This window comes from Erysipelatoclostridium sp. DFI.2.3 (assembly GCF_019132535.1).
GTDB lineage: Bacteria > Bacillota_I > Bacilli_A > Erysipelotrichales > Erysipelotrichaceae > Clostridium_AQ > Clostridium_AQ innocuum.
In genome coordinates this window covers 205,695-226,375 of record NZ_JAHOOJ010000003.1, presented here as the reverse complement: position 1 = coordinate 226,375, position 20,681 = coordinate 205,695, and the positions used below count along the sequence as shown (strand labels likewise).

Annotated in this window: 19 protein-coding genes; 15 read left to right on the top strand and 4 right to left on the bottom strand. The window is 44.7% G+C overall.

All coding sequences use genetic code 11. The annotated features are described in order from the left end of the window. Positions 1-244: 244 nt before the first annotated feature. The 12 genes from KSZ58_RS04865 (at position 245) to KSZ58_RS04810 (ending at position 9,531) form a co-directional block, all read left to right on the top strand. Complete coding sequence (locus KSZ58_RS04865) at positions 245-1,414, top strand: M20 family metallopeptidase (RefSeq protein ID WP_008816691.1); 1,170 nt, start codon at positions 245-247, stop codon at positions 1,412-1,414. A gap of 46 nt (positions 1,415-1,460) precedes the next feature. After that, positions 1,461-1,769, top strand: coding sequence for a hypothetical protein (locus KSZ58_RS04860; protein WP_008816692.1), 309 nt, complete (start codon positions 1,461-1,463; stop codon positions 1,767-1,769). 392 nt (positions 1,770-2,161) lie between these two features. Then, positions 2,162-2,599 (top strand): PTS sugar transporter subunit IIA, encoded by a 438-nt coding sequence (locus KSZ58_RS04855; protein WP_002605820.1) that lies wholly within the window; start codon positions 2,162-2,164, stop codon positions 2,597-2,599. Between the two features lie 13 nt (positions 2,600-2,612). Beyond that, positions 2,613-3,083 (top strand): PTS sugar transporter subunit IIB, encoded by a 471-nt coding sequence (locus tag KSZ58_RS04850; RefSeq protein WP_008816693.1) that lies wholly within the window; start codon positions 2,613-2,615, stop codon positions 3,081-3,083. Positions 3,084-3,131: 48 nt separating this feature from the next. Continuing rightward, positions 3,132-3,605 (top strand): PTS sugar transporter subunit IIB, encoded by a 474-nt coding sequence (locus KSZ58_RS04845; RefSeq protein ID WP_009270566.1) that lies wholly within the window; start codon positions 3,132-3,134, stop codon positions 3,603-3,605. Between the two features lie 71 nt (positions 3,606-3,676). Continuing rightward, positions 3,677-4,438 (top strand): PTS sugar transporter subunit IIC, encoded by a 762-nt coding sequence (locus KSZ58_RS04840; protein ID WP_002605817.1) that lies wholly within the window; start codon positions 3,677-3,679, stop codon positions 4,436-4,438. 2 nt (positions 4,439-4,440) lie between these two features. After that, positions 4,441-5,283, top strand: coding sequence for a PTS system mannose/fructose/sorbose family transporter subunit IID (locus KSZ58_RS04835; RefSeq protein WP_009270565.1), 843 nt, complete (start codon positions 4,441-4,443; stop codon positions 5,281-5,283). 101 nt (positions 5,284-5,384) lie between these two features. Continuing rightward, the gene (alr, locus tag KSZ58_RS04830; RefSeq protein ID WP_224721005.1) at positions 5,385-6,548 is read left to right on the top strand and encodes an alanine racemase; all 1,164 of its coding nucleotides are present in this window, start codon (positions 5,385-5,387) and stop codon (positions 6,546-6,548) included. Beyond that, the gene (locus tag KSZ58_RS04825) at positions 6,493-7,392 is read left to right on the top strand and encodes a YitT family protein (protein ID WP_008816696.1); all 900 of its coding nucleotides are present in this window, start codon (positions 6,493-6,495) and stop codon (positions 7,390-7,392) included. The genes alr and KSZ58_RS04825 overlap by 56 nt, the downstream gene beginning before the upstream one ends. A 12-nt stretch (positions 7,393-7,404) precedes the next feature. Beyond that, a complete protein-coding gene (locus tag KSZ58_RS04820) occupies positions 7,405-8,016 on the top strand; it encodes an SIS domain-containing protein (RefSeq protein WP_002605813.1) in 612 nt (203 codons plus the stop codon). Next, positions 8,013-8,900: a 4-hydroxy-tetrahydrodipicolinate synthase gene (gene dapA, locus KSZ58_RS04815; protein WP_008816697.1), complete on the top strand. Its 888-nt coding sequence runs from the start codon at positions 8,013-8,015 to the stop codon at positions 8,898-8,900. The genes KSZ58_RS04820 and dapA overlap by 4 nt, the downstream gene beginning before the upstream one ends. Position 8,901: 1 nt before the next feature. Next, positions 8,902-9,531, top strand: coding sequence for a ketohydroxyglutarate aldolase (locus KSZ58_RS04810; RefSeq protein WP_009270564.1), 630 nt, complete (start codon positions 8,902-8,904; stop codon positions 9,529-9,531). A gap of 344 nt (positions 9,532-9,875) precedes the next feature. Here KSZ58_RS04810 and KSZ58_RS04805 read toward each other — a convergent pair whose 3' ends face one another. Next, positions 9,876-12,302 carry a PRD domain-containing protein gene (locus tag KSZ58_RS04805; protein WP_022300330.1) on the bottom strand — a complete coding sequence of 809 codons (2,427 nt, stop codon included), beginning with the start codon at positions 12,300-12,302 and terminating at the stop codon, positions 9,876-9,878. A gap of 64 nt (positions 12,303-12,366) precedes the next feature. Then, positions 12,367-13,224: a D-amino-acid transaminase gene (gene dat, locus KSZ58_RS04800; RefSeq protein WP_002605809.1), complete on the bottom strand. Its 858-nt coding sequence runs from the start codon at positions 13,222-13,224 to the stop codon at positions 12,367-12,369. 444 nt (positions 13,225-13,668) lie between these two features. Between dat and KSZ58_RS04795 the strand changes: the two genes are divergently transcribed. Next, a complete protein-coding gene (locus KSZ58_RS04795; protein WP_009270562.1) occupies positions 13,669-14,514 on the top strand; it encodes a DegV family protein in 846 nt (281 codons plus the stop codon). Between the two features lies 1 nt (position 14,515). After that, positions 14,516-15,319 (top strand): AraC family transcriptional regulator, encoded by an 804-nt coding sequence (locus KSZ58_RS04790; protein ID WP_008816701.1) that lies wholly within the window; start codon positions 14,516-14,518, stop codon positions 15,317-15,319. A gap of 527 nt (positions 15,320-15,846) precedes the next feature. Here the strand turns inward: KSZ58_RS04790 and KSZ58_RS04785 are convergent. Beyond that, positions 15,847-17,526 carry a plasmid pRiA4b ORF-3 family protein gene (locus KSZ58_RS04785; RefSeq protein WP_009588762.1) on the bottom strand — a complete coding sequence of 560 codons (1,680 nt, stop codon included), beginning with the start codon at positions 17,524-17,526 and terminating at the stop codon, positions 15,847-15,849. A gap of 492 nt (positions 17,527-18,018) precedes the next feature. Between KSZ58_RS04785 and KSZ58_RS04780 the strand changes: the two genes are divergently transcribed. After that, positions 18,019-18,471, top strand: coding sequence for a nucleoside 2-deoxyribosyltransferase (locus KSZ58_RS04780; protein WP_008816703.1), 453 nt, complete (start codon positions 18,019-18,021; stop codon positions 18,469-18,471). Positions 18,472-18,733: 262 nt separating this feature from the next. Here KSZ58_RS04780 and KSZ58_RS04775 read toward each other — a convergent pair whose 3' ends face one another. Next, the gene (locus KSZ58_RS04775; RefSeq protein ID WP_217752624.1) at positions 18,734-20,437 is read right to left on the bottom strand and encodes a GNAT family N-acetyltransferase; all 1,704 of its coding nucleotides are present in this window, start codon (positions 20,435-20,437) and stop codon (positions 18,734-18,736) included. Positions 20,438-20,681 lie beyond the last annotated feature (244 nt).

The following is a 20,681-nucleotide window of genomic DNA, read 5'->3' as shown; positions in this document are numbered from 1 at the left end:
TGTGGAATAAATGCTCCTGCGGAAGCCTTTGCAACGCGAGCGTATAGGGAAAGATACAGTATTGTTTGATGCGCTTGTGCAGAATCACGACTTGCCATTTTTCCATCATACGTTTATAATTCAGAAGGAAAAGAACTCCGATAAGCTTTATCACGCAAGACGGCTTCTTCGCTGTACAGAACAGCCGGAAGCACGTTCGACAGTCGATTAAATGACAGAAAGCAAAAGATTACAGGAGGCAGGTATGCAGATAGATACGTGGATAAAAAAAGAGCAGGAGTCTTTGATTGCACTTCGCCGCTGGTTTCATATGCATCCGGAGCCAAGCATGAAGGAATATGAGACAGCCGCAAAAATAGAGGAGGAGCTGACGCGGATTGGCGTTGCACACCGCCGAATCAGAGAAACCGGGGTTTTTGCCAGCATAAGCGGAGAAAAAGGAAGTGGAAAGGTTCTTGTTTTGCGTGCGGATATGGACGCTTTGTCCATGGAGGATTTGCTGGATAAAAGCTATCGCAGTGTGAATTTCGGGTATGCACATGCGTGCGGCCATGATGCCCATACAGCGGTACTGCTGCATGCGGTGAAGCTGCTGCAGGAGCGAAGGCATGAATTCGCCGGTGAAATCCGTTTCTTTTTTCAGCCGGGAGAGGAAATCGGCCAGGGGGCACGCACCTTTATCGGGGAAGGATGTCTGGATGGGGCAGATCGTATCTTTGGAGCCCATATGTGCAGCAGTCTGGATGTCGGGACAATCTCTCTGACACCGGGACCAATCAATGCAAGCTGTGATTATTTCCGTATCGTTGTGCAGGGAAAAGGGGCACATGTGTCCACTCCGCAAAAGGGCGTTGATGCGCTGTATATCGCATCACAAATCGTGATAAATCTGCAGTCCATCGTATCGCGTTCCCTGTCTCCGCTGGATACTGCGGTTGTCGGAATCGGTACGCTGCATGCCGGAACGCAGTATAATATTGTGGCAAAGGAAGCGCTGCTGGAGGGGACAACACGCAGCTTTTCATCCCGGACAAGAGCCTATATCAATCAGCGGGTATGTGAGATTGCACATCAGACAGCTTCCTTATACGGTGGTAGTGCTCAGGTGGAATTCCGGGATTTTGCGGCACCCCTGATCAATGACAATCAGGTAGTTGAAGAACTCACACCGGTTGCACAGGCAGTGGTTGGTAAGGATAGGGTAATACATAATCAGGAGAAAATGATGCAGGCGGATGATTTTGCCGATTATCTGGCACATGTGCCGGGCTGTTATGCGTTTATCGGCTCCAGAAATTCTCAATCGTGTCATACCGGAATGCCGCATCATCATGCACAGTTTGATATTGATGAGGATGCCATGCTGCTGTCACTGGCTGTCTTTGTGGGATATGCATTGCAGTATCTGGCATAAGCAGAGATCATAAGATAACAGAAACTAAGGAAAGAGGGAAGCGTTTATGAATGAAACAGTGAAGAAGGAACAGCTGCGCAGCTATGCGGAAGGGATTTTGAAGCCGGAGACTGTGGAGAGCATCATGTATGTGGAAAGCTTTGCGGATGAAGCGGGCGATAGCGAGGTATGGCTTCTGGAGAGTGATACAGGGAATGAATACTGGCTGATCGAGGGGGCATACCCGGCGAATATCATCCGAAAGAGCGGTATCTATCAGTCTGCTGAACGGGCCTTTGCGGCATATGTGGAAATGCTGCAGGAAGCACATGAGGCAGAAGAGCTGCCGGATCGGTTTCATCAGAATATAAGGTAGAGATAATAAATCATAGAATGCGACGGGAATTTCCCGTTTTTTTTTGCAGACTTTTGCTTTTTGAAAAGAAAAATAGTGTAGATTGCTTCCTGTTAAAGCACACACATGAAGAAGGTATGTGTTCCTCTGTTTTCTTTATGTGTCCTTTACCTGTATTATGATTACACAGTAATTACGGATGATAAAATGCATGCAAAAATAACAGTACTTTCACGACCACACATTCCATTTTTGTGTAAAAGCTGAGCAGTTTGACAGCGGAAAAGGAGATGATTAAACTATGAGTGTAGCAGATGTAATCGCTTTCTTGATCGGACGCTTGCTATCTTGCATCGTGCTATAGAACACATAGGAATATACAAAGTAATTGATTACTTTAGTCAGGAGGAAGCATGGTTGGATTTTTAATTGCAACCCATGGAGGCTTTGCCAGAGGAATTCTTGACAGCATTGAGCTGATTGCGGGAAAACAGGAACGTATTGATACGATTTCCATTCTGCACGAAACCAGCATCGATGTCTTCGGAAAAGAACTCACTGATAAAATCGTCGAGCTGGATGATGGTGACGGTGTGGTCGTATTCTGTGATCTGCTGCTGGCAAGTCCTTATAACCAGGCGACAATGAGCTATCGTGCTCTGCAGGGAAAACATGAATACCGAATTATGTCAGGCGCTAATCTGCCAATGATTCTGGAAGCCTTAAGCGGACGCATGCAGGACCTTGGTCTTGATGCAATCAGTCGTATGGCACAGAATGCCGGAAAGGAAGGAATTCAGGAGTTTTTCGAAGAATTCGCCAAGGTTTCTAATACTGATATGATTCAGTAAAAGGAGAAGCGTTATGAGCAATATTCTATTGGCACGAATTGATGACAGACTGATTCACGGCCAGGTGATGACATCCTGGGTACGCTTTGTAAAATCAAAAAATATTCTGATTATCGATGATGAAACCTATCACGACACCTTCATCCGTTCCTTTATCACTATGGTGGTACCAAGAGGTATTCAGATACAGGTGCTGGATACAAAAGCAGGAATTGCATATCTACGAGATTATGACGGTGCCGGACTTGTTTTACTGGCAAAATATCCGCAAACCTTTTATCTGTTGCTGGAGGGAGGCATCGAGCTTCATGAAATCATCATCGGCGGTATGGGGGCAAGGGAAAACCGAAAGGTACTATACAAGAATATATGTGCATCGGATGAAGAACTGGAAGTATTAAAAAAGCTTTATCACAGCGGTATATCGGTAAAAATACAGATTGTTCCGGAAGAAAAAGGGATTCCTCTGGACACGCTGCTGTAAGTCAATCGTGGGAATGGAAGAATTTGCACAACGTAAAGGAGAAGAATTATGAAACAAATTGTATTTGCAAGAATTGATGACCGTCTGATACACGGACAGGTCATGACTGCCTGGCTGAAGCAGTGTGATGCCAATGAGGTTGTTATTATCGACAACGAGCTTTGCAAGGATACCTTTGTGGTCATGATGATGAAATCACTAATACCATCAACGATTTCCCTGAAGGTATTCAATGATACAGATGCTGCAGCCTATCTAAAGGAGGATGGAAAAGGGGAGAAAATTCTGATTCTGGTCAAAACACCGCAGGTAATTCTAACTTTGCTGAACAACGGCGTAAAGCTGGAATATCTCAATGTCGGGGGTATGGGGATGAAAGCCGGAAGAAGCAAGCTTTATAAAAATATTGCCGCTTCTGATGAGGAACGTGAGGTTTTTCGAGAGCTTCGGAAGATGGAGCTGATGATGAAGGTACAGGTCGTTCCTACGGAAAAGGCTGAGGAGTTAGGGAAATATCTTTAATACAATAAATTATTTGAAACGAAAGGAGAAACGGCTGTATACTGTATAGCTAACAGCCGTAAGGAATACGTATGCATATAAATGTAATTCAGGCGATTCTGATTGGGTTTTTATACTTCCTGTGTCAGAGTGGTACGCCATGGCTGACAGCATTCATGGGGAATTATGTCCGTCAGCCGCTGGTAAACGGGGCGATTGTCGGTTTGATTATGGGGGATCCTGTGCAGGGCTTGATCATCGGTTCTGCTATCAATCTTCCGTTTATCGGCGTGATCATGGTCGGCAGTACGATGCCGACTGACTCTGCGCTTGCAGGTATCGTGGGCACAGCTCTGGCTCTTGCCAGTGGTGCTTCTCCGGAGGTTGCAGTATCCATGGCGGTACCGATTGGTCTTTTGGGAAATCTGCTTTGGACGGTACACATGACGAAAAACTGTATCTTTGTTCACATGATGGATAAGGCAGCGGAAACCGGTGATGTGAAACGGATGAACTTTCTGCATGTATGGCCGCCACAGATTACGACTGCGTTTTTGATGACCATTCCGGTGGCACTGGTCGTATACTTTGGTGCAGATGTTGCAAAAACCGCAATTGATTCACTATCCGGTATGCCACTTCATATGCTGGAGGTCATCGGGGGTGTGCTGCCTGCTGTTGGTATCGGGATGACATTGCGTATGCTGATGTCCAAGAAATCGGTTATTCTATTCTTTCTGCTGGGTTTCCTGATGGTGACCTATCAGGGATTCTCAATGATCGTTGTAGCATTGTTTGCAATCATCATTGCCTATTTCTATACGGATCTATCTTCAAAAAGGACAGGTGAATAATCATGGAAGAAATAAGGAATGAAGTAAAACAGGAAAAGAGAATTACCAATAAAGACCTCATGAAGGTCTGGTGGAGATGGGTGTTTTTTCAGGAAGCGAGTGTCAGCTATGAGCGGCTGCAGGCTCCCGGTTTCTTCTATGCCATATCTCCGGTGCTGGTGAAGCTGTATGGGGATAATCCGGAAGAGCTGACAGCTGCCTGTAAGCGGCATATGCAATTTTATAACTCTGAGCCTTATTGCGGTCTTGCGATTCACGGTATTACACTGGCGCTGGAGGAGGAGCGTGCCAATGGAGCACCTATCAGCGATGAAGCAATCAATTCTTTAAAAACAGGTCTGATGGGACCGCTGGCAGGCTTGGGAGATTCCGTTCGTGCCGGTACCATTGCGCCAATCGTTACTGCCTTTTGTATCAGTATCGGTCAGACAGGTAATCTGATTGCGCCTTTCCTTTTAGAGGGTATTCTGGTAGCGATCGTTTGGCCGTTTGCCATCTGGCTCCTTAAGAAATCTTATCATACAGGAAAAGAAGGTATTCAGGAAATTTTCTCCAGTGGTAAGCTGAACTGGATTACAACTATGACCTCCACATTGGGTGGAATTACACTTGGGGCACTGGCTGCCAGCTATGTTACGCTGAGCTCACCGCTTGAATTTGTTCTGGGGAAGGGAAGCAAGATTGCCTTGCAGGCGGATGTGCTGGATGTGATATTAAAAAACATACTGCCATTGAGTATGGTTCTGCTCTCTGTATATCTTCTTAACAAAAAGGTATCCGCAGTAAAAATCATACTGATTCTGGCTGCTGTATGTGCGCTCGGTGTACTGATTGGAATATTCTAATGTAATTTGGGTCTATGCACAGCATTGATCCATTTTTTCAAAAAGGCGAAGGAAAGGAGAGGTATGAGGCGTATCTTACATGCTTCATACGTGAACAATATATGAAGGTATTACCTTATCGCACCTATGCAGAGGTGAATCTGCAACAGCTGAAAGAAAATACAAGAAAAGTAAGAGCTCTGCTTTCAAAGGATACCAAGCTGTTAGCTGTGCTGAAGGCTGATGGCTATGGACACGGGGCAGTCCGTATCGCAAAAGCAATCGAGGATATGAGTGACTGGTTTGCGGTAGCATCCTTTTATGAGGCCAGAGAGCTGCGTGATCAGGGCATCACAACACCCATTCTGGTATTCGGCTTTCTTGATGACAGCAATATAGAGGAGGCAGCGCAGAAGAATATCACCTGCAGTGCTCTATCCTATTCATATGCTCTGCATATTGCAGAGCTGTGTGAACAGAAAAAGCTTCGCCTGTCTATGCATATCAAGCTGGATACCGGCTTTCATCGCTTGGGGATCGCATGCGAGGAGGAGCGTATTACAGAGGCCTACAAAGAAGTGCGGACATTATATGAACTGCCACAGCTACAGATTACCGGCATTTACACACATTTTTCAACTGCCGGCAGTAAAGCATTGCAGGATGAAGCCTTTCTTGCTCGGCAGTATCAGCTGTTCTGTGATATGTTGCATCGTCTTGAAGAAGATCATATAGATCCCGGTATTCGTCACTGCTGCAATTCCAAGGCAACGCTCACCAATCCGGAAATGCATCTGGATATGGTGCGGGTGGGACTGTATCTGTATGGACTGGGATCGGATGCGGATATCGAATATCTGAAGCTGGAACCGATTGTCAACTGGAAAGCACGCATCTATGCAATACGTGATGTAAAGCAGGGAGAAGGCATCGGCTATGGCAGAACCTTTATCACCCCACAGCCAATGCGCATCGCTGTTGTATCACTGGGCTTTGCGGACGGATATTCCCGGTGTCTGTATGCTTCGGATCAGGTGTATGTATTAGTACACGGTAAACGCACACGTATTCTTGGTAAAATTTGTATGGATGTTATGATGGTCGATATCACTGATATCCCAGATGTTAGGGTGAATGATACCATTACAGTGTTGGGCAGTGAGGGAACACAGCGCATCAGTGCCAATTTGCTTGGACGGGAAACCGGTGGAACGGCGGTGGAGGTTACCTGTGGAATGGGGAAACGCGTTCAACGGGTTTATGTACATGACGAAGGAAACTGTTAAGGATATCCTGCAGGTTTTGCTGGGTTCAGTATTGTTTGCAATATCGTTGAATATATTTTTGATACCTGTACAGGTGTATAGTGCGGGTTTCATGGGGATTGCTCAGCTGCTCAGAGATTTCATAACGGTATGCAGCGGTATGCAGTTTCCCTTTGATATTGCCGGTATCATCAATTTTCTTTTAAATATTCTCATTTTTTTGTTTGCCTTTCATTATGTATCCAGGCGCTTTGCCGTAATGACGCTGCTGACGATTGCTGTGCAGAGCCTGATGCTATCTTTGATACCTGTGCAGCGTGAGCTGCTCCTGCAGGATCCGCTGGTTGCTGTCATTGTGGGCTCTGTCTTATGTGCGATTGGTACAGTGATGATCTTTAATGGAAAGGGAAGCGGAGGAGGCATTGACGTGATTGGTATTTATCTTTCCCAGAGCAACAAGGGAAGCGTTGGCAGTATTTATATGTTGGTGAATACATCCGTCTATCTGCTCTGTTTACTATTTTATGATTTCCAAACAGCTGTGTATTCTATGATCCACTCTACACTGCTGTCGTTTGCCGTGGATCGTATCCATAAAAGAAATATTGAGGTTGAGCTGATGATTTTTACAGAGAACAGTGCTCTTTTGCGTCAGCGTCTGCTTGCTTACAGTGAGCGCGGAATCACCTGCTGGAACGGCTTTGGTGCATATACAAAGGCCGAGAAGGAAATCCTTCTCAGTGTCGTGACAAGGGATCAGATGCAGAATATGGTGAAGCTGATTCAGACAACAGATCCGGAAGCGTTTGTAATCGTCAGCTCACAAATTCAGGTATATGGAAACTTTCGGAAACAGATTGTATAAAAAGGAGGAAGTATGGAGCATATAAAAGAAATACAAAGCTTTATGCGGCTTGCGGAGGCGCAACTGCACGAGGCGGTGAAAGCATATGATATGAAGCAGCTGGAAATGGCTGGAAATCTCATTCAGGAAGCGGAACAGAAAGGCTGTCGTATTCATGTGACGGGAATCGGAAAGCCTGCGCATCTTGCAGGCTATGCTGCATCTCTGCTCTCGTCAACCGGCACACCGGCTTATTTTCTGGATGGTACAGAGGCGGTTCATGGAAGTGCCGGTCAGGTGGCCGAGCAGGATGTGGTCATCGTCATCAGCAATTCCGGGAATACTGCGGAACTGAAGCAGACGGTAACGACGCTGAAGCAAAATCGTGCCGTAATCATTGCAGTCTGTGGAAATACTGATTCCTGGCTGTATGCAAACAGTGATGCACAGCTGTATGCTCATGTGGAGCAGGAAGGCGATCGTCTTAATAAACCGCCGAGAGCCAGTATTTTGGTAGAGCTGCTTGTGCTGCAGAGTCTCAGCGTTCTGCTGCAATATCGTAAAAATATCACCGGAAAGGATTATTTAAAATGGCATCCGGGAGGAAGTCTTGGTGAACGCACACGAAGGGAGGAACAGCAATGACAGTTAAAGGATTGATAACTGCAATGGTCACACCGATGAGAAATGGCAGTATTGATGAGGAAGCGGTACGCGGGCTGGTGGAACGTCTCATTCAAAAGGGGGTTAATGGAATATTTATATTGGGAACAAACGGTGAATTTCATGTTTTAAGCAGAGAAGAGAAAGTAAAGCTAGCCGCAATGGTGGTAGAATATGCTGATTGCAGAGTTCCTGTGTATGCAGGAAGCGGCGGCAATTCCACACAGGAGGTTATCGAGCTATCGCAGGCTTTGCAACAGACGGGTATTACTGCACTCAGTGTAATTACACCGTTTCTTGTACCGCTGAGCCAGCAGGAGCTATTACAGCATTATGAAGCGGTCGCAGATGCTGTTAACATACCGATTATACTTTATAATATTCCTAAAAATACAGGAAACAATATTGAACCGCAAACCGCAGCAGCACTTGCGTGTCATGATAATATTGTCGGAATTAAGGACAGCAGTGGTAATATCGAACAGATTAAACAGTATATAGAGCTTACAAGGGAGATGGAATTTGCCGTCCTCAGTGGGAGTGATTCCCTGATACTAAAGGCATTGAAGCTGGGGGCAAAGGGGGCAGTGGCGGCTACCAGTAATCTGCTAACCGATATTGATGTGGCTATCATTAGATATTTTGAACAAGGAAAGCTGGCAGAGGCACAGATGATGCAGGAAAAGATCGAGCCTTTGCGTAAGGTGTTGAAGCTGGGGAGTATACCGTCGGTATTAAAGGCTACTATGAATATGGCTGGAATAGCGGCTGGAGAATGCAGAAAACCAATCATTATGCCGAATGAGGCTGTATTGGCTGAAATTCGGGAAATGCTGCAGTACTATGTGCAGGAAGGAGAGATGTAATATGTTTAAAGCAGATATAGTGAACCGTATGGAGGCATGCGGTGCTATGGCAATCGTTCGTACAGAGAGTATTGAACGGGGAAAGGAAATTGCAAGAGGCTGTTTGCAGGGTGGTGTTGATGTGATGGAAATCAGCTATACACTCCCCAATGCAGGAGATGTCATTGCGGCACTGAATCATGAATTTGGAAAGACTATGCTAGTCGGAGCCGGAACAATACTGGATGCGGAAACCTGCCGTATGGCAATTCTGGCAGGAGCGAAATTCGTCATTGCTCCGAATTTCAGCAGAGAGGTCGCGCGTATGTGCAATCGCTATCAGATACCATACGCACCAGGCTGTACGACCATTACAGAGATGCTGGAGGCGTTAGAGGTTGGTGCCTCCTATATCAAGGCCTTTCCGATTTCCAATTTCTATGGGCCGCAGCTTGCGAAAATCATTCAAACACCGATTCCGGAAATGCCGTTAATGGCAAGTGGCGGTGCAAGTCTTGATAATTTAGAGGAGTGGCTGGAAAACGGGATTTCCTGTGTAGGCTTCGGTGGCTTGCTTACAAATGGGACACAAGCGGAAATCGCGAATAATGCAGCGGAAATACGCCGCATTATTGATATTTATAGAAAATGAAAACAGGGTGCAGAGATGCATCCTGTTTTCCATGTAGTACCTGCGTTTGATTATGCTGCATTGATTTTAAAAAATATGCTGCCTATACGGTATTAAGGTTAAGAATCAAGCAGAAGCGGTCTGCAGTACCTGCAATAAGGAAACATTTATCATGTGTTGGTAGTAATAAAAAACGTATTTAAAACGTGATGATACGAACAGAAATAGAAGATAAAAGGCTGACTTTTCAGGATCAGCCTTTTACTGGTGCTTATCAGGAATCGCCTTAGAATGATCTATGATAGTTGATATCGAAACAATAAGTGCATTGCGATATGAGATGATTATGATGGCTTTGCCTGGTATCAATCAATGCCTGTCCTACATTCCTCCTGTTCACAACCATTGATAAGATCAACAAAAATTTCAGAAAGTCGTGCAATTTCACTGGATGGAATGCTGATACCGAATACATCATTCACCAGCTCCATGTTGCGGTCAATGGAAGTATAAACCTCACGGTTTGTGGAAATGATACTGTTTGTATTTTTATAGATCAACGGTTCTCTACGAATTACACGCTCAATCATAAACGCACTGTGGAAAATAAAACGGATGGATATTTCATCAGTATAATTTAGTCCGAGATCCTCATAAATTTTCATCAATACTCGAAACAATGCCATTGTAGCTTTCTTCGGATTCAGGAATACAAGAGATTCTGATAGAATTTTGTCCGCTACATCATCCAGCGTTTTCTGTATCTCAATACCATAGCCTGTCGAATCGCTCTGCGGTATCTGCAGGGCGGTTCCATAGTCATAATTCCGTATATCCTCCAGCTGTATAGATGGATTGTTCACCATATTCATCACCTGAATCAGAAGCGGCAGTGAGGTTGGGGAAAGCGTTACCGTTTCGATATCTGTACTGCTGCGAATTTCGGAATCAAAATCAAGCAGAGGATTAAAATCGGTAATGATGACAACACCGCTTCCCTCATCAATTTCCCTTACCTTATCCACAACGGTACTGAGAAAGGCTGTCAGATTTCTTGTGGATGCTGTACCAGTTTCATCAATGTACCGGCATTTCACCTGATACTTCATAGTATTTACATGGGTGGCATATTTTTCAGCAATTCCCTCACACTGACAGGCAACCAAAACAGCGATGCTGCCCTTTATGTGATGCTCTCTGGAATACAACAGATAACAATACATGAACAACTGCTCCATATCCGGAAGCTTTCTATCAAAGGTTTGTTTTAATGCTTCACATATTTCCTCACAAAGCAATTGTATAGCAGTATCCTGCATATCCATATCGGGGACGAACGCGGTGGAATAGGAGTGATGCTTCAATATGGAAAATAGATTGTTTATACGTATGCACAGCTTATCCAGCTGCTTTTCCTGTATTGTGAAGGCATGTTTATCCAAAACCTGCTGTATGCAGTCCCGTATCTTCTGTAATGACAGTGAATACAGCTGATTGATTTCCAGCTTTGCGGCATTGCGCAGCTCCTGCTTACAGTATTCGGACAGTCTTGGCTCCCGGTGTGTGAATGCCTGCAGGATACCATCCTCCTGAATACAGCTGTGCAGCAGCTTTTGCAGGGGAATACATTCTGTCTCCGGAATCAGAAAGTGATTTTTTTCCTGCAGTGTGGAGGTAATGCTTTCTATGATGGGAAGTATATCGGATACATTGCGGATACTGGCAAGCAGTTCATCTGAGAGATGCTGATAATCAATAGTGATAAAGGTTTCCTGCTGTTGTGAGGATTGTATGTATGCATAGGAAAGGGCGTGTCGCAGTTCCTGCTTCAGATACTGTAGATTCCCCGGATAGCATGCAGTCGCAAAGCAATTTAGAATGGAGGAGGATAGAGAAATCGTCTTACCGATTGCATCTGCTTCATTTTGCATAAAATGCAACACAAACTCATACTTTTCCTTTAATGTTCTGCTATTCAAATCAGGGAGCTCATATACCTTCTGAAACAGCTTTTGCAGCTGTAGAAAGTGTTCATTCATTGCAGTCACGGCAAGAAATAGCAGGTTCAGCTCATTGCTCTCTGCCATTCGCTGATAAAAGCGGAGCAAGGTTTCCATCGTCGTAATGCTTGCAGGGAGTTCCGTGAGTGCATCCAGGTTTTCAAACAGGATGATGTTGCTTTTTTCCTGATCAAGGCTTGTATCGATTCGCTGCATAATGTCAGAAATTGTCAGCTTTCCTAACGCGATTGCTGCGCAGTCAATATGAAGTAGCTGTTCTGTGTCAATTTTCAGATATTGCATGATACAGCGTAATAGATGATGCTTTCCGCTTTTGTGCGGACCGCAGATCATGATGGAGCGCATGGTCTGTGGATAGGTGAGAAAGACCTTGATGTCCTCAATGATGGGATACATACTCTCCCGAATGGAATGCCCAATGCAACTGGTAAATGCTTCCTTCGCTGTTTCCTGAGAGAGTACAAGCGAGTGCTCCAGATAAGTGGCAAGCTCTTCATTTTTAGGTATGAGCGCTGGTATATAGGAATTGGGATAGCGCTTCAGCAGTGTTTTACGGTGCAGATAAAAGGTGGGGCGTCCCTGTATTTTGATAAGAATATTTTCCCGCCACAGATCATTCAGCATACGACTGACATTAGCACGGTCAAGATTCAGATCGAGACTGATGGTAAAGGCGTCGGTATTGATACCAGTATATTCTTTATTCGCAATAGCGATGGATGTGATTTCTGCAATATGCTGCAGAAGCTGACTTCTTCTTGATTTTTTCATAAACCCTCCAGATGGAAAAAAGGAAGAAACATTGCTTCGTTTCTTCCCCGTAGTGATTACATACTTACAGTTTACCACATTTCTCTTCAATTAGGGATTTGTAGAGCATTTGGATTTTTTTGGTTATTTCACCGCGTGCACCATTCCCGATAATGATATCATTGACTTTGATAACAGGAACAATTTCACTGTTGGTATCGGTTACCATGACCTCATCCGCATGCAGCAGCTCTTCCTCGCTAAATTCCTTTTCCCATACCGGAATATTGTGCTGATGGAGAAGCTCGATGATCAGCTGTTTCGTAATACCCGGAAGAATTTTTCCGCCATTGGGATGAGTAAGAACTATGCCATCCTTTACGATGAAGATATTGCCGGACTTTTCCTCTGTAACGATATTGTCACGCACCATGATTGCCTTGCTGACACCTTTTTTTTGTGCTGCATGCTTGGCCAGACAGTTTGGCAGCAGATTCAGTGACTTCACATTACACATAAGAGAACGGCGATCCTCCACTGTTATCGCATCAGCCCCCTTGACCATCTTTTCTTCACTGCGTGTACTGCTTTGCGCAAAACCGCAGAATACCGGCTGCTGCTCCTCATACATGGAGAATCCATGATTGCGCAGCGTTCCATCACCACGTGTTACCTGCAGGTAAATATACCCGTTTTCGATGTGATTCTGTTCTACAAGTCCTCTACAGAATGCAGCGATTTCATCCTTTGTATGCCGCAAATTTAATTCGATAAAGGCAGCGCTGTTTATCAATCTGTCGATATGCTCATCCAGTGCGAATAGCACACCATTGTAAACATGTGTTACCTCGTAGATACCATCTCCAAACTGATAGCCGCGATCATGCAGATCGATGTGGATATCCTCCTTGTCCACAAAGGAACCCTTCCATAAATATTTCATGCTGCTTCACTATCAGATATAAGGAATATCTGTACTCCTTTCCACCACAGATAATAAAACACTTTGATCGAACGTGATTGCTATCTCACGTACATATCATAAGACAAGCGAGAGTGATTGTCAAAATGACAGAAAAATACACAGTGGTCATGAGTGTGCAGTAGAACAAGCTGCAGGAAAAGACGATAACAGAAGAATTCGCTAAAGTGTGTATGTATGAAAGCAGTAAAGTACACAGAAGAATTGTGTCGAAACAAATGAACAGCATTCGGTGTGTGATAATTTCTTATAGAAACTACACGATTTCATGAAATTTTTAGTTAAGAAGCTTATATGCTTTCTCTTTCACAGACCAAAACAAACTTTAATTTTCATTTCCGAGTAATTTGGTGTAAAATAGGAGTGTGTTTTGAATAAGTAAGTTTATGAAAGAGGTGTCAGGATATGAAAACAGCAATATTAACGGACAGCGGAAGTGCTATGACGATTCAGCAGGCACAGGAGCATGGGATATTCCTTCTACCATTACAGGTAATTGATGAGGAACACTCATATCAGGATGGTGTGGATATCAGTACGGAAGAATTATATGAAGCTTTGCGTAAACAGCATACTCCGAAAACGAGTATGCCGGTGGGCAGTGTTATCGAGGCTACACTACGTACAATCAAGGAACAGGGCTATGAAGAAATCGTATCGGTTCCCTTATCATCCGGTCTTTCATCGACCTTCAACACCATTCAGGTAATGGCAAGAGAGATTGGTATACCAGTCATTCATATCGAGGATTTTACAACCTGTGATCTGCAGGGACATGAAGCACTGCTGGCAAAACGATATGCAGATGAAGGAAAAAGCGGTGCCGAAATCAGCGAGCTTTTGAGTAAGCTGATCAGGACGAGCGGAACATTGATTCTGCCGAATGATATTCAGCATCTGAAACGGGGAGGCCGGTTGACCCCGCTGGCAGCCGCAGCGGCTAGTCTTTTGAAAATCAAGCCTGTGCTTATCATCGATCCCTCCACACAGGGAAAAATCGACGTATTGGAAAAGGTGCGTACAGAGAAAAAGGCAGCTGCTCATGCTGTGGATACGATTAGTGAAAAGCTGGCAGGCAGAGAAGGCTATGTGTATGTGATTCATTCCGACTGTTTGGAAAAAGCGGAGGATATCCGCAGACAGCTGTTGGAGAGAAACAGCCGCCTAGAAATCAGAATCAATACCATCAGTGCCGTAATTGCGGCGCATACGGGTCTGGACTGTATCGCGATACAGTATATTGAAAAATAGTATGAAGTTGAAGCAGGATATTCAGGATTGTCTGTGGAAAACGGATACGCATACGTATCTGTTGCCGCACCCCCTGCTGCGACCATATATTGCACACTATACGATTTGCCACAGCCACTACATGATAACCGAGCAGCTGCATCTGGTTCCGGATATCAGCGGCTGTATTGTCATGAATATGAAGCAGGATAGCGGTTTGGATTTAAAATACTGGGGACCGACAACCAGAATGGTGACCGTCTGGAAAGAGGAGGGGGAGGATCAGGTTCAGTATTTTGTGGAATTTCGTCCCTCGGGCTCCCATGCGTTGTTCTTGGCAGACCAATATCCGTATCGTGATATGCGCATCGAGCTGAAGCAGGTGAATCACCGATGTCATGCATTGATTATGGAAGCCTATGACAAGGCAGAAGGGGAAGCGTCCTTTTTTCAGCAGCTCGATACCATTTTTCTCTCCATGATGAACAAACAGGATGATGCAATGGCAGCTCTTATGCAGGGACTTTCCGCTAAGACGCGTATCGCCGATGTAATGGACAGCTTCGGCTACAGCCGCCGGCATCTGCAGCGTCTGGTACAGCAGCGCCTTGGCTGCAGTATGAAAACCATACAGAAAATACAGCGCATCAATCAGGCTGTTAGTCTTTTGAAGGAACAAAAGCTTACTTTGACTGCCATTGCCCAGCAGTGCGGCTTTTATGATCAGGCACATTTCATTCATGATTTTCGTGAAATCTGTAATGTGACCCCACAGCAATATCAAAAGCAGCTGCAGGATTACTATAATGAGAGCTTCAAGTTTTAAACAATTCTCAAACAGATGATGACATGCAAATGCCGGTTGGAAGCTGAGCGCGAGCATGAAAAAAGTGCTTATGGAATGCGCATTTGAACATCGGTGTGTTCCTACTTTTCTTTCTTCAATGCCTTATCTTGAACAATATTTGCAGTTACAGCGTAGGAAAGCAAACATGAGGTGTCTTGTTATCTTATAGGAACACCAAAGCAAGCACTCTGATTATGAACCCTTGCTTAAAGATGGAAAAGATACAGCTCATGCATAGCAAAAAGGATCAGATTCATCGTTTTCTTTTTATAAAAGCGATGAAATTGATCCTTTTATGTAATCTTTATGATAACCAAATGGATAAGTCTCTTGTGACTATTGTATGTCTTTCAACACTCTGAAAGATACCTTATGCATTGCATAAGAAGAGCAGGCGCCGTATGCTATGTATACAGCTTTCCGTTTTTACTGTTCTGTTCTTATCAAAAGGCTTGGCTTCATTTCTTCTGTTCTCGACAATCACAGGACTTCTGCGTACAGAATACTCAGGCATCGAAGTGCTTTTTTGCTTTTAATTTCGGCAGCGGGCTGTCATGCTCACTGTCCAGTCCGTATTTATCCATGTACTGCTCAATCATTTGACTGAAGCCTTCCAGCTGGTGTTCATCGAGCTGATCGAGAAACTGATAAAATTCCTCCTCACTCATACCTGCCAGCGTATTCAGCATTTCAAAGTCGTGGTGCAGGTCCTCCTCCATCATGAGCTTTTGTGCCTCACTCATAAAGTCTTCAATGCGCAGCTTTATTGATAAATCCTCACACAGTCCGCTGAGCATCTGTGCCATATTATCATTATTAACGATGATTGTGGTAATCCTTCCATACTCTTCCATAAATCCACAGAGTAAGGATACGACACTTCTGTTCATCTCCTCAAAACCGCGATAGCTCTCATCATCCAGCGGTATTTTCAGCTGATAATCTTCATTTTCAAGAGTCAGATACAGGGGCAGGCGGATATCTGCTACTGTTTCTAACAAATCCGCAATCAGATCGACCTGCAGCTCCCTGATCGTTTTTTTCTTCCTGTTCAGCAGAGCAGCCTGATCCGGTTGCAAATGCAGTGTGATGCTTTCATTCAGCATTCGGATTTCCGGATAACTGATATCCAGCGTGCCATCCTTTTTCCATATACCCGACAGCATTCGCCCCTCGTTGTAATCCGGCAGGTTGCGGTGGCCGCAGGACTGCAGGATATCCAGAAAATCGTGCAGGTCATTCGCAATTTCATAAGCCGCCTCATCATCCGGATCCATAGGAAGATAGCCTGTCTGCATGATTTTGACAATACAGGTTCCATCCTCGCTTACCCAGCCATCTCCCCTTTGAAAGCCCTGATCCAGACAGATGATGCTTACACCGTTGGCATACAGATTATAGCCGGGCAGCTCAGGTGTACTTTCCACGCCACGCATATAATCCGTCTCATTCTCGTACAGCTGCATATTATAGCCTTCCTCATACTGAGCGATTACAAGCACCTTTTTTGTTTCCTGATCATCTGCTGTTATCAGACTCATACCGCAAAGCTCCATCTTGTCCAGCTGGTCGATGAATGCGGCAAGTGCTTCATTAAGAACCATTCCGGCTTCCGGACTCAATGTGAAATACATATCCTCCTGCGTGATGGAGGCAAGATCCTCCCTCACCATTTCCTCATCAAAGGGAATATGCTGCATTTCCAGCCAGTTTTTCATTTTCTCATGCTCTTCGTTTGTTTCATCTGCCGCTTTCGCAACGATTTCCTGATAGCCGTCCACATTTCCGGCATCCTCCGCAAGATTATCCTGCTTCCATTTCAGAAGCTTTATCTGGGACTGTGCCTCCTCACTCTGCTTTTCAACCAGAATGACATGTTCCCAGTTATCTCCATAATCGTAGGTATATACAAGCTTCATCTTTTCTTTCAGATAGGTATGCAGCGGGGTATCCATATCCTTAAAAACCGTATCTCTTTCAAATTCAAAGGCTTCTCCATCATCGCACAGGATCTTCACATGCTCCCGGGCAATTTCAAAATCGTATAAATGATAATCCATCCATCCAAATAAATATTGAATCGCCTCATGCAGATTTCGGAATGTCATATCTGCCGGAATCCAGATACGGCGCCACACGGGAGGCGATGTACCCTTCAGGGTGATTTTCAGCTGATAGCCTTTCATACAATACCACCTTCCTTTAAATTATTGTATCATGTTTCTTATAGGTTTTATGCAATTTGCGCACTTTTTTACATATGCTGATGAAAAAATATACAGGATATACATAGGAAGTCCAAAAGAAACATATTTTCTGCAAAATAGAGTCCTGAACACTGCTGAACTGCCGGGTTTTCCACACGTGTAAAAGGAAGGAGACGGCGTCCGTGCGGAAAATCCAGGCAGTAGGTCATGACCTGTATATAGTATAAAAAAAGCAGGAGGAATAAGCAACTGCGCATATTTGCCATATACTTTTTAGAAGAAAGCAGCTGACAGCGGTACAGCTAACATAAAACAGCACAATACACAAAAAAAGGCAGATAGTGGAATGCTATGAGCAATTTTATAGCAGTTATGAGGCGGCAGTCACGCAGAAAACAGGAAGGTGTTTTCGTTTACGGACAGCTGCATCCTATAGTATAATGCAGTTTGAAAAGATGAGGAGTGATGCAGATGTTAAAGGTTTATGTAGCAGGGTCGCTGTTTAATGAGGCAGAGGTTGCCCAGCGTAAAGCGGAAGGGGTCATGTTACGAAGAGAATTTCCAGAGCTGGATATTTTCAATCCGATCGATCAGCCGTTTAACGAAAACAAGCAATCCCTGCCGACACCGGAAATGATTTATGAGGGAGATACACAGGCTGTGGAAGCGTGTGATATCTTCATAGCGGATTTGACAAATGAGGATGCCGGTGTCATGGTGGAGCTGGGAATCGCGATCAAATCGGATACCAAAATTATTATCGGTATCAACAGTGATATCCGTCTGCAGTCTGCCAACTGCTATGCAGTACCGACGATGGGGATGAATCATTATGTTCTGGGTGCAATCCTAAAGCACGGATATTTTGTGCGTAGCTTTGCGGAGGCTGTGGAAAAGCTGAAAGAATTATTAAAGGAAGCGTAAGAAAATCAGACTGTAAGCAAAAAAATAGGAAATCCCTTTCCATGCCGTATAAAGGCTGGCTTGAGATTTCCTTTTTCTTCAGATGAACAGCAATTCTGCTGTTTTTTCAAAAGCTTATGTAATTATGTGCACAGATTGTCCGGCTTCCTGCACTGCTGGCTTCCGGCAGGCACAGTGTCAGATCGAGGAGATAAGTCATTCTGCATTCATAATAAGGGCATAGGCAGCTTGTTTACAATTCCTCCCGAATAAACAGGCAATTCTATGGAAATGTCTGCTTGTCAAGCTGTTTTACCATCATACAGGTTTCCGGCTTCCTGCGGCCCTCCACCTGTGCCTCTGTATCCAGATCGACATAAACCGTTTTTTCTTCCTGTGCCAAATACCGCATCATATGCTGCAGGGCTTCCTCATCCGCATAGATGCACTCACGAATATGGAGCTCCTGTGCTGAATCCTCCTGTACGATGTATCCCCTTGGCTGATTATCCTCCCAATAGACGCGGATTTTCTGATTCCAGATTGCCGCATTGGGAAGAAACTGATTCTTATAATATGCCAGATCACGTCGCCGCCAGCCGTTTTTCTGTTCACAGAAGTACAGATACAGGGTTAAGAGATCCTGTGCATCCTCTACCTGTTTCCATGTGCCGCCGTCGGCAGCGTCACTCTGTTTTTTCAGCTTCCAGCGAACCCGTTGATACTGCTCAATAAATCCGAAGCTCTTGTACAAATCCCAGTTATAAGCCTGTAGTAATACAAACGGAGCCTTCCCTTGTACCGTCTTTAAGGCATACCGCAGCAGCATCCCCATATAGCCGCAGCCTTCATACTCCGGATTGGTGGCGACTCCTACAACAAACGGTACACGGACATCCTTTCCATCCAGAACGATTGTCATGGGGCGAAGCTGCAGCATGCAGATCAGCTCCTCCTCACTGACCAGCAGAAGGCAGTTTTCCTCACGGTAGAGGCGCTCAAAATAAAACTGGGTGCTTTCTGCCGTTTCCTCCTGAAACTGCTGTTCCCACAGGGAGCGGATTTTCCTTGTCCAGGCAGCATCTGCCTGCTGTATTTTCAGCGCCTGATGTGCGCTTCCGAATTTCTGAATTTTACATACCGGCTGCATATCCGTCTTTGCCTTTCGCAGCTTGGGCAGTCCCATATCATCCTCGCGGTTGACATACACGATGTCCTCCTCCAGTGTTTCCAGATACAGCTTTAGAATTGCGATATACAGACCGCGAATTTCACGGTTCGCTTTTTCCACATGAATCTGAATCATATCCTTCGACAGCCGTGATGCAATGTTAAATGCTTCCAGTCTGCCGTCAATATAGATACAGCCGCCCTCGATCGGAAGCTCCTTTATATGCTCCAGCAAAAGATGAATTCCGGTATCCTCGGCGGATATGCTGTCATCCACATCCTTGAAGGACTGCCAGTAGCGCAGAAAGGCATAGACATCCTCTCTGGTGCTTTCATCAAGCTGCCGGTAAACAAAGCGTCCTTCATACTGCTTTAAAAAGGCGTGGAAGTGATTTCTGCGCTTTTGCATTTTTTTACCGGACAATGTTTCCTGCTGCCTGCGGTCATAGACATAATCTCTTGCGTCATAGCAGTCCCATATAAGGAATTCCATCGGATAGGTATCCACCAGCCAGTTTTTAAATTCCTTGGTCATGGAATGAATTTCAAAGGCGATTCCATGCTTCTGAGAATAGGCGCGGATCGCATGAACAGCCTCAAAACGATGATCCCTTGTGCAATATGGCATCAGCCAGACCGGTTCACGGTGCGGCATACAGGTATAGGCGATGGCATAGTCGGGATAAGTTTCAAAATAGACCTCATACATGCTGGTCCACATCAGCATTGTCATGGTATTGGAATTGTATTCATGATAATCGGCAAGTGCAATATACGGCTGCAGCTCCTGCCAGTTTTCCAGTGTTAGTTTTTTCATAGAACCTCGCTTTTCCTGTACATTATAGGACCAGAACACTAAATTTTCAAGATGTTTGCACAAGGAATGTTTACCTGTCTGTTCTTCGGTGATACAGCCGCACGGCAATGATTCGAAAGAATCCATCTCTTCTTATGATGAAGCGGATTTTTCAGGATATGCATGCAGACGTACTTTATATTGGCAAAACGTGACTTCTGTGTGATAAATTGTTCAAGATTTGTTCAAGAAAGGGCGTGCCGTA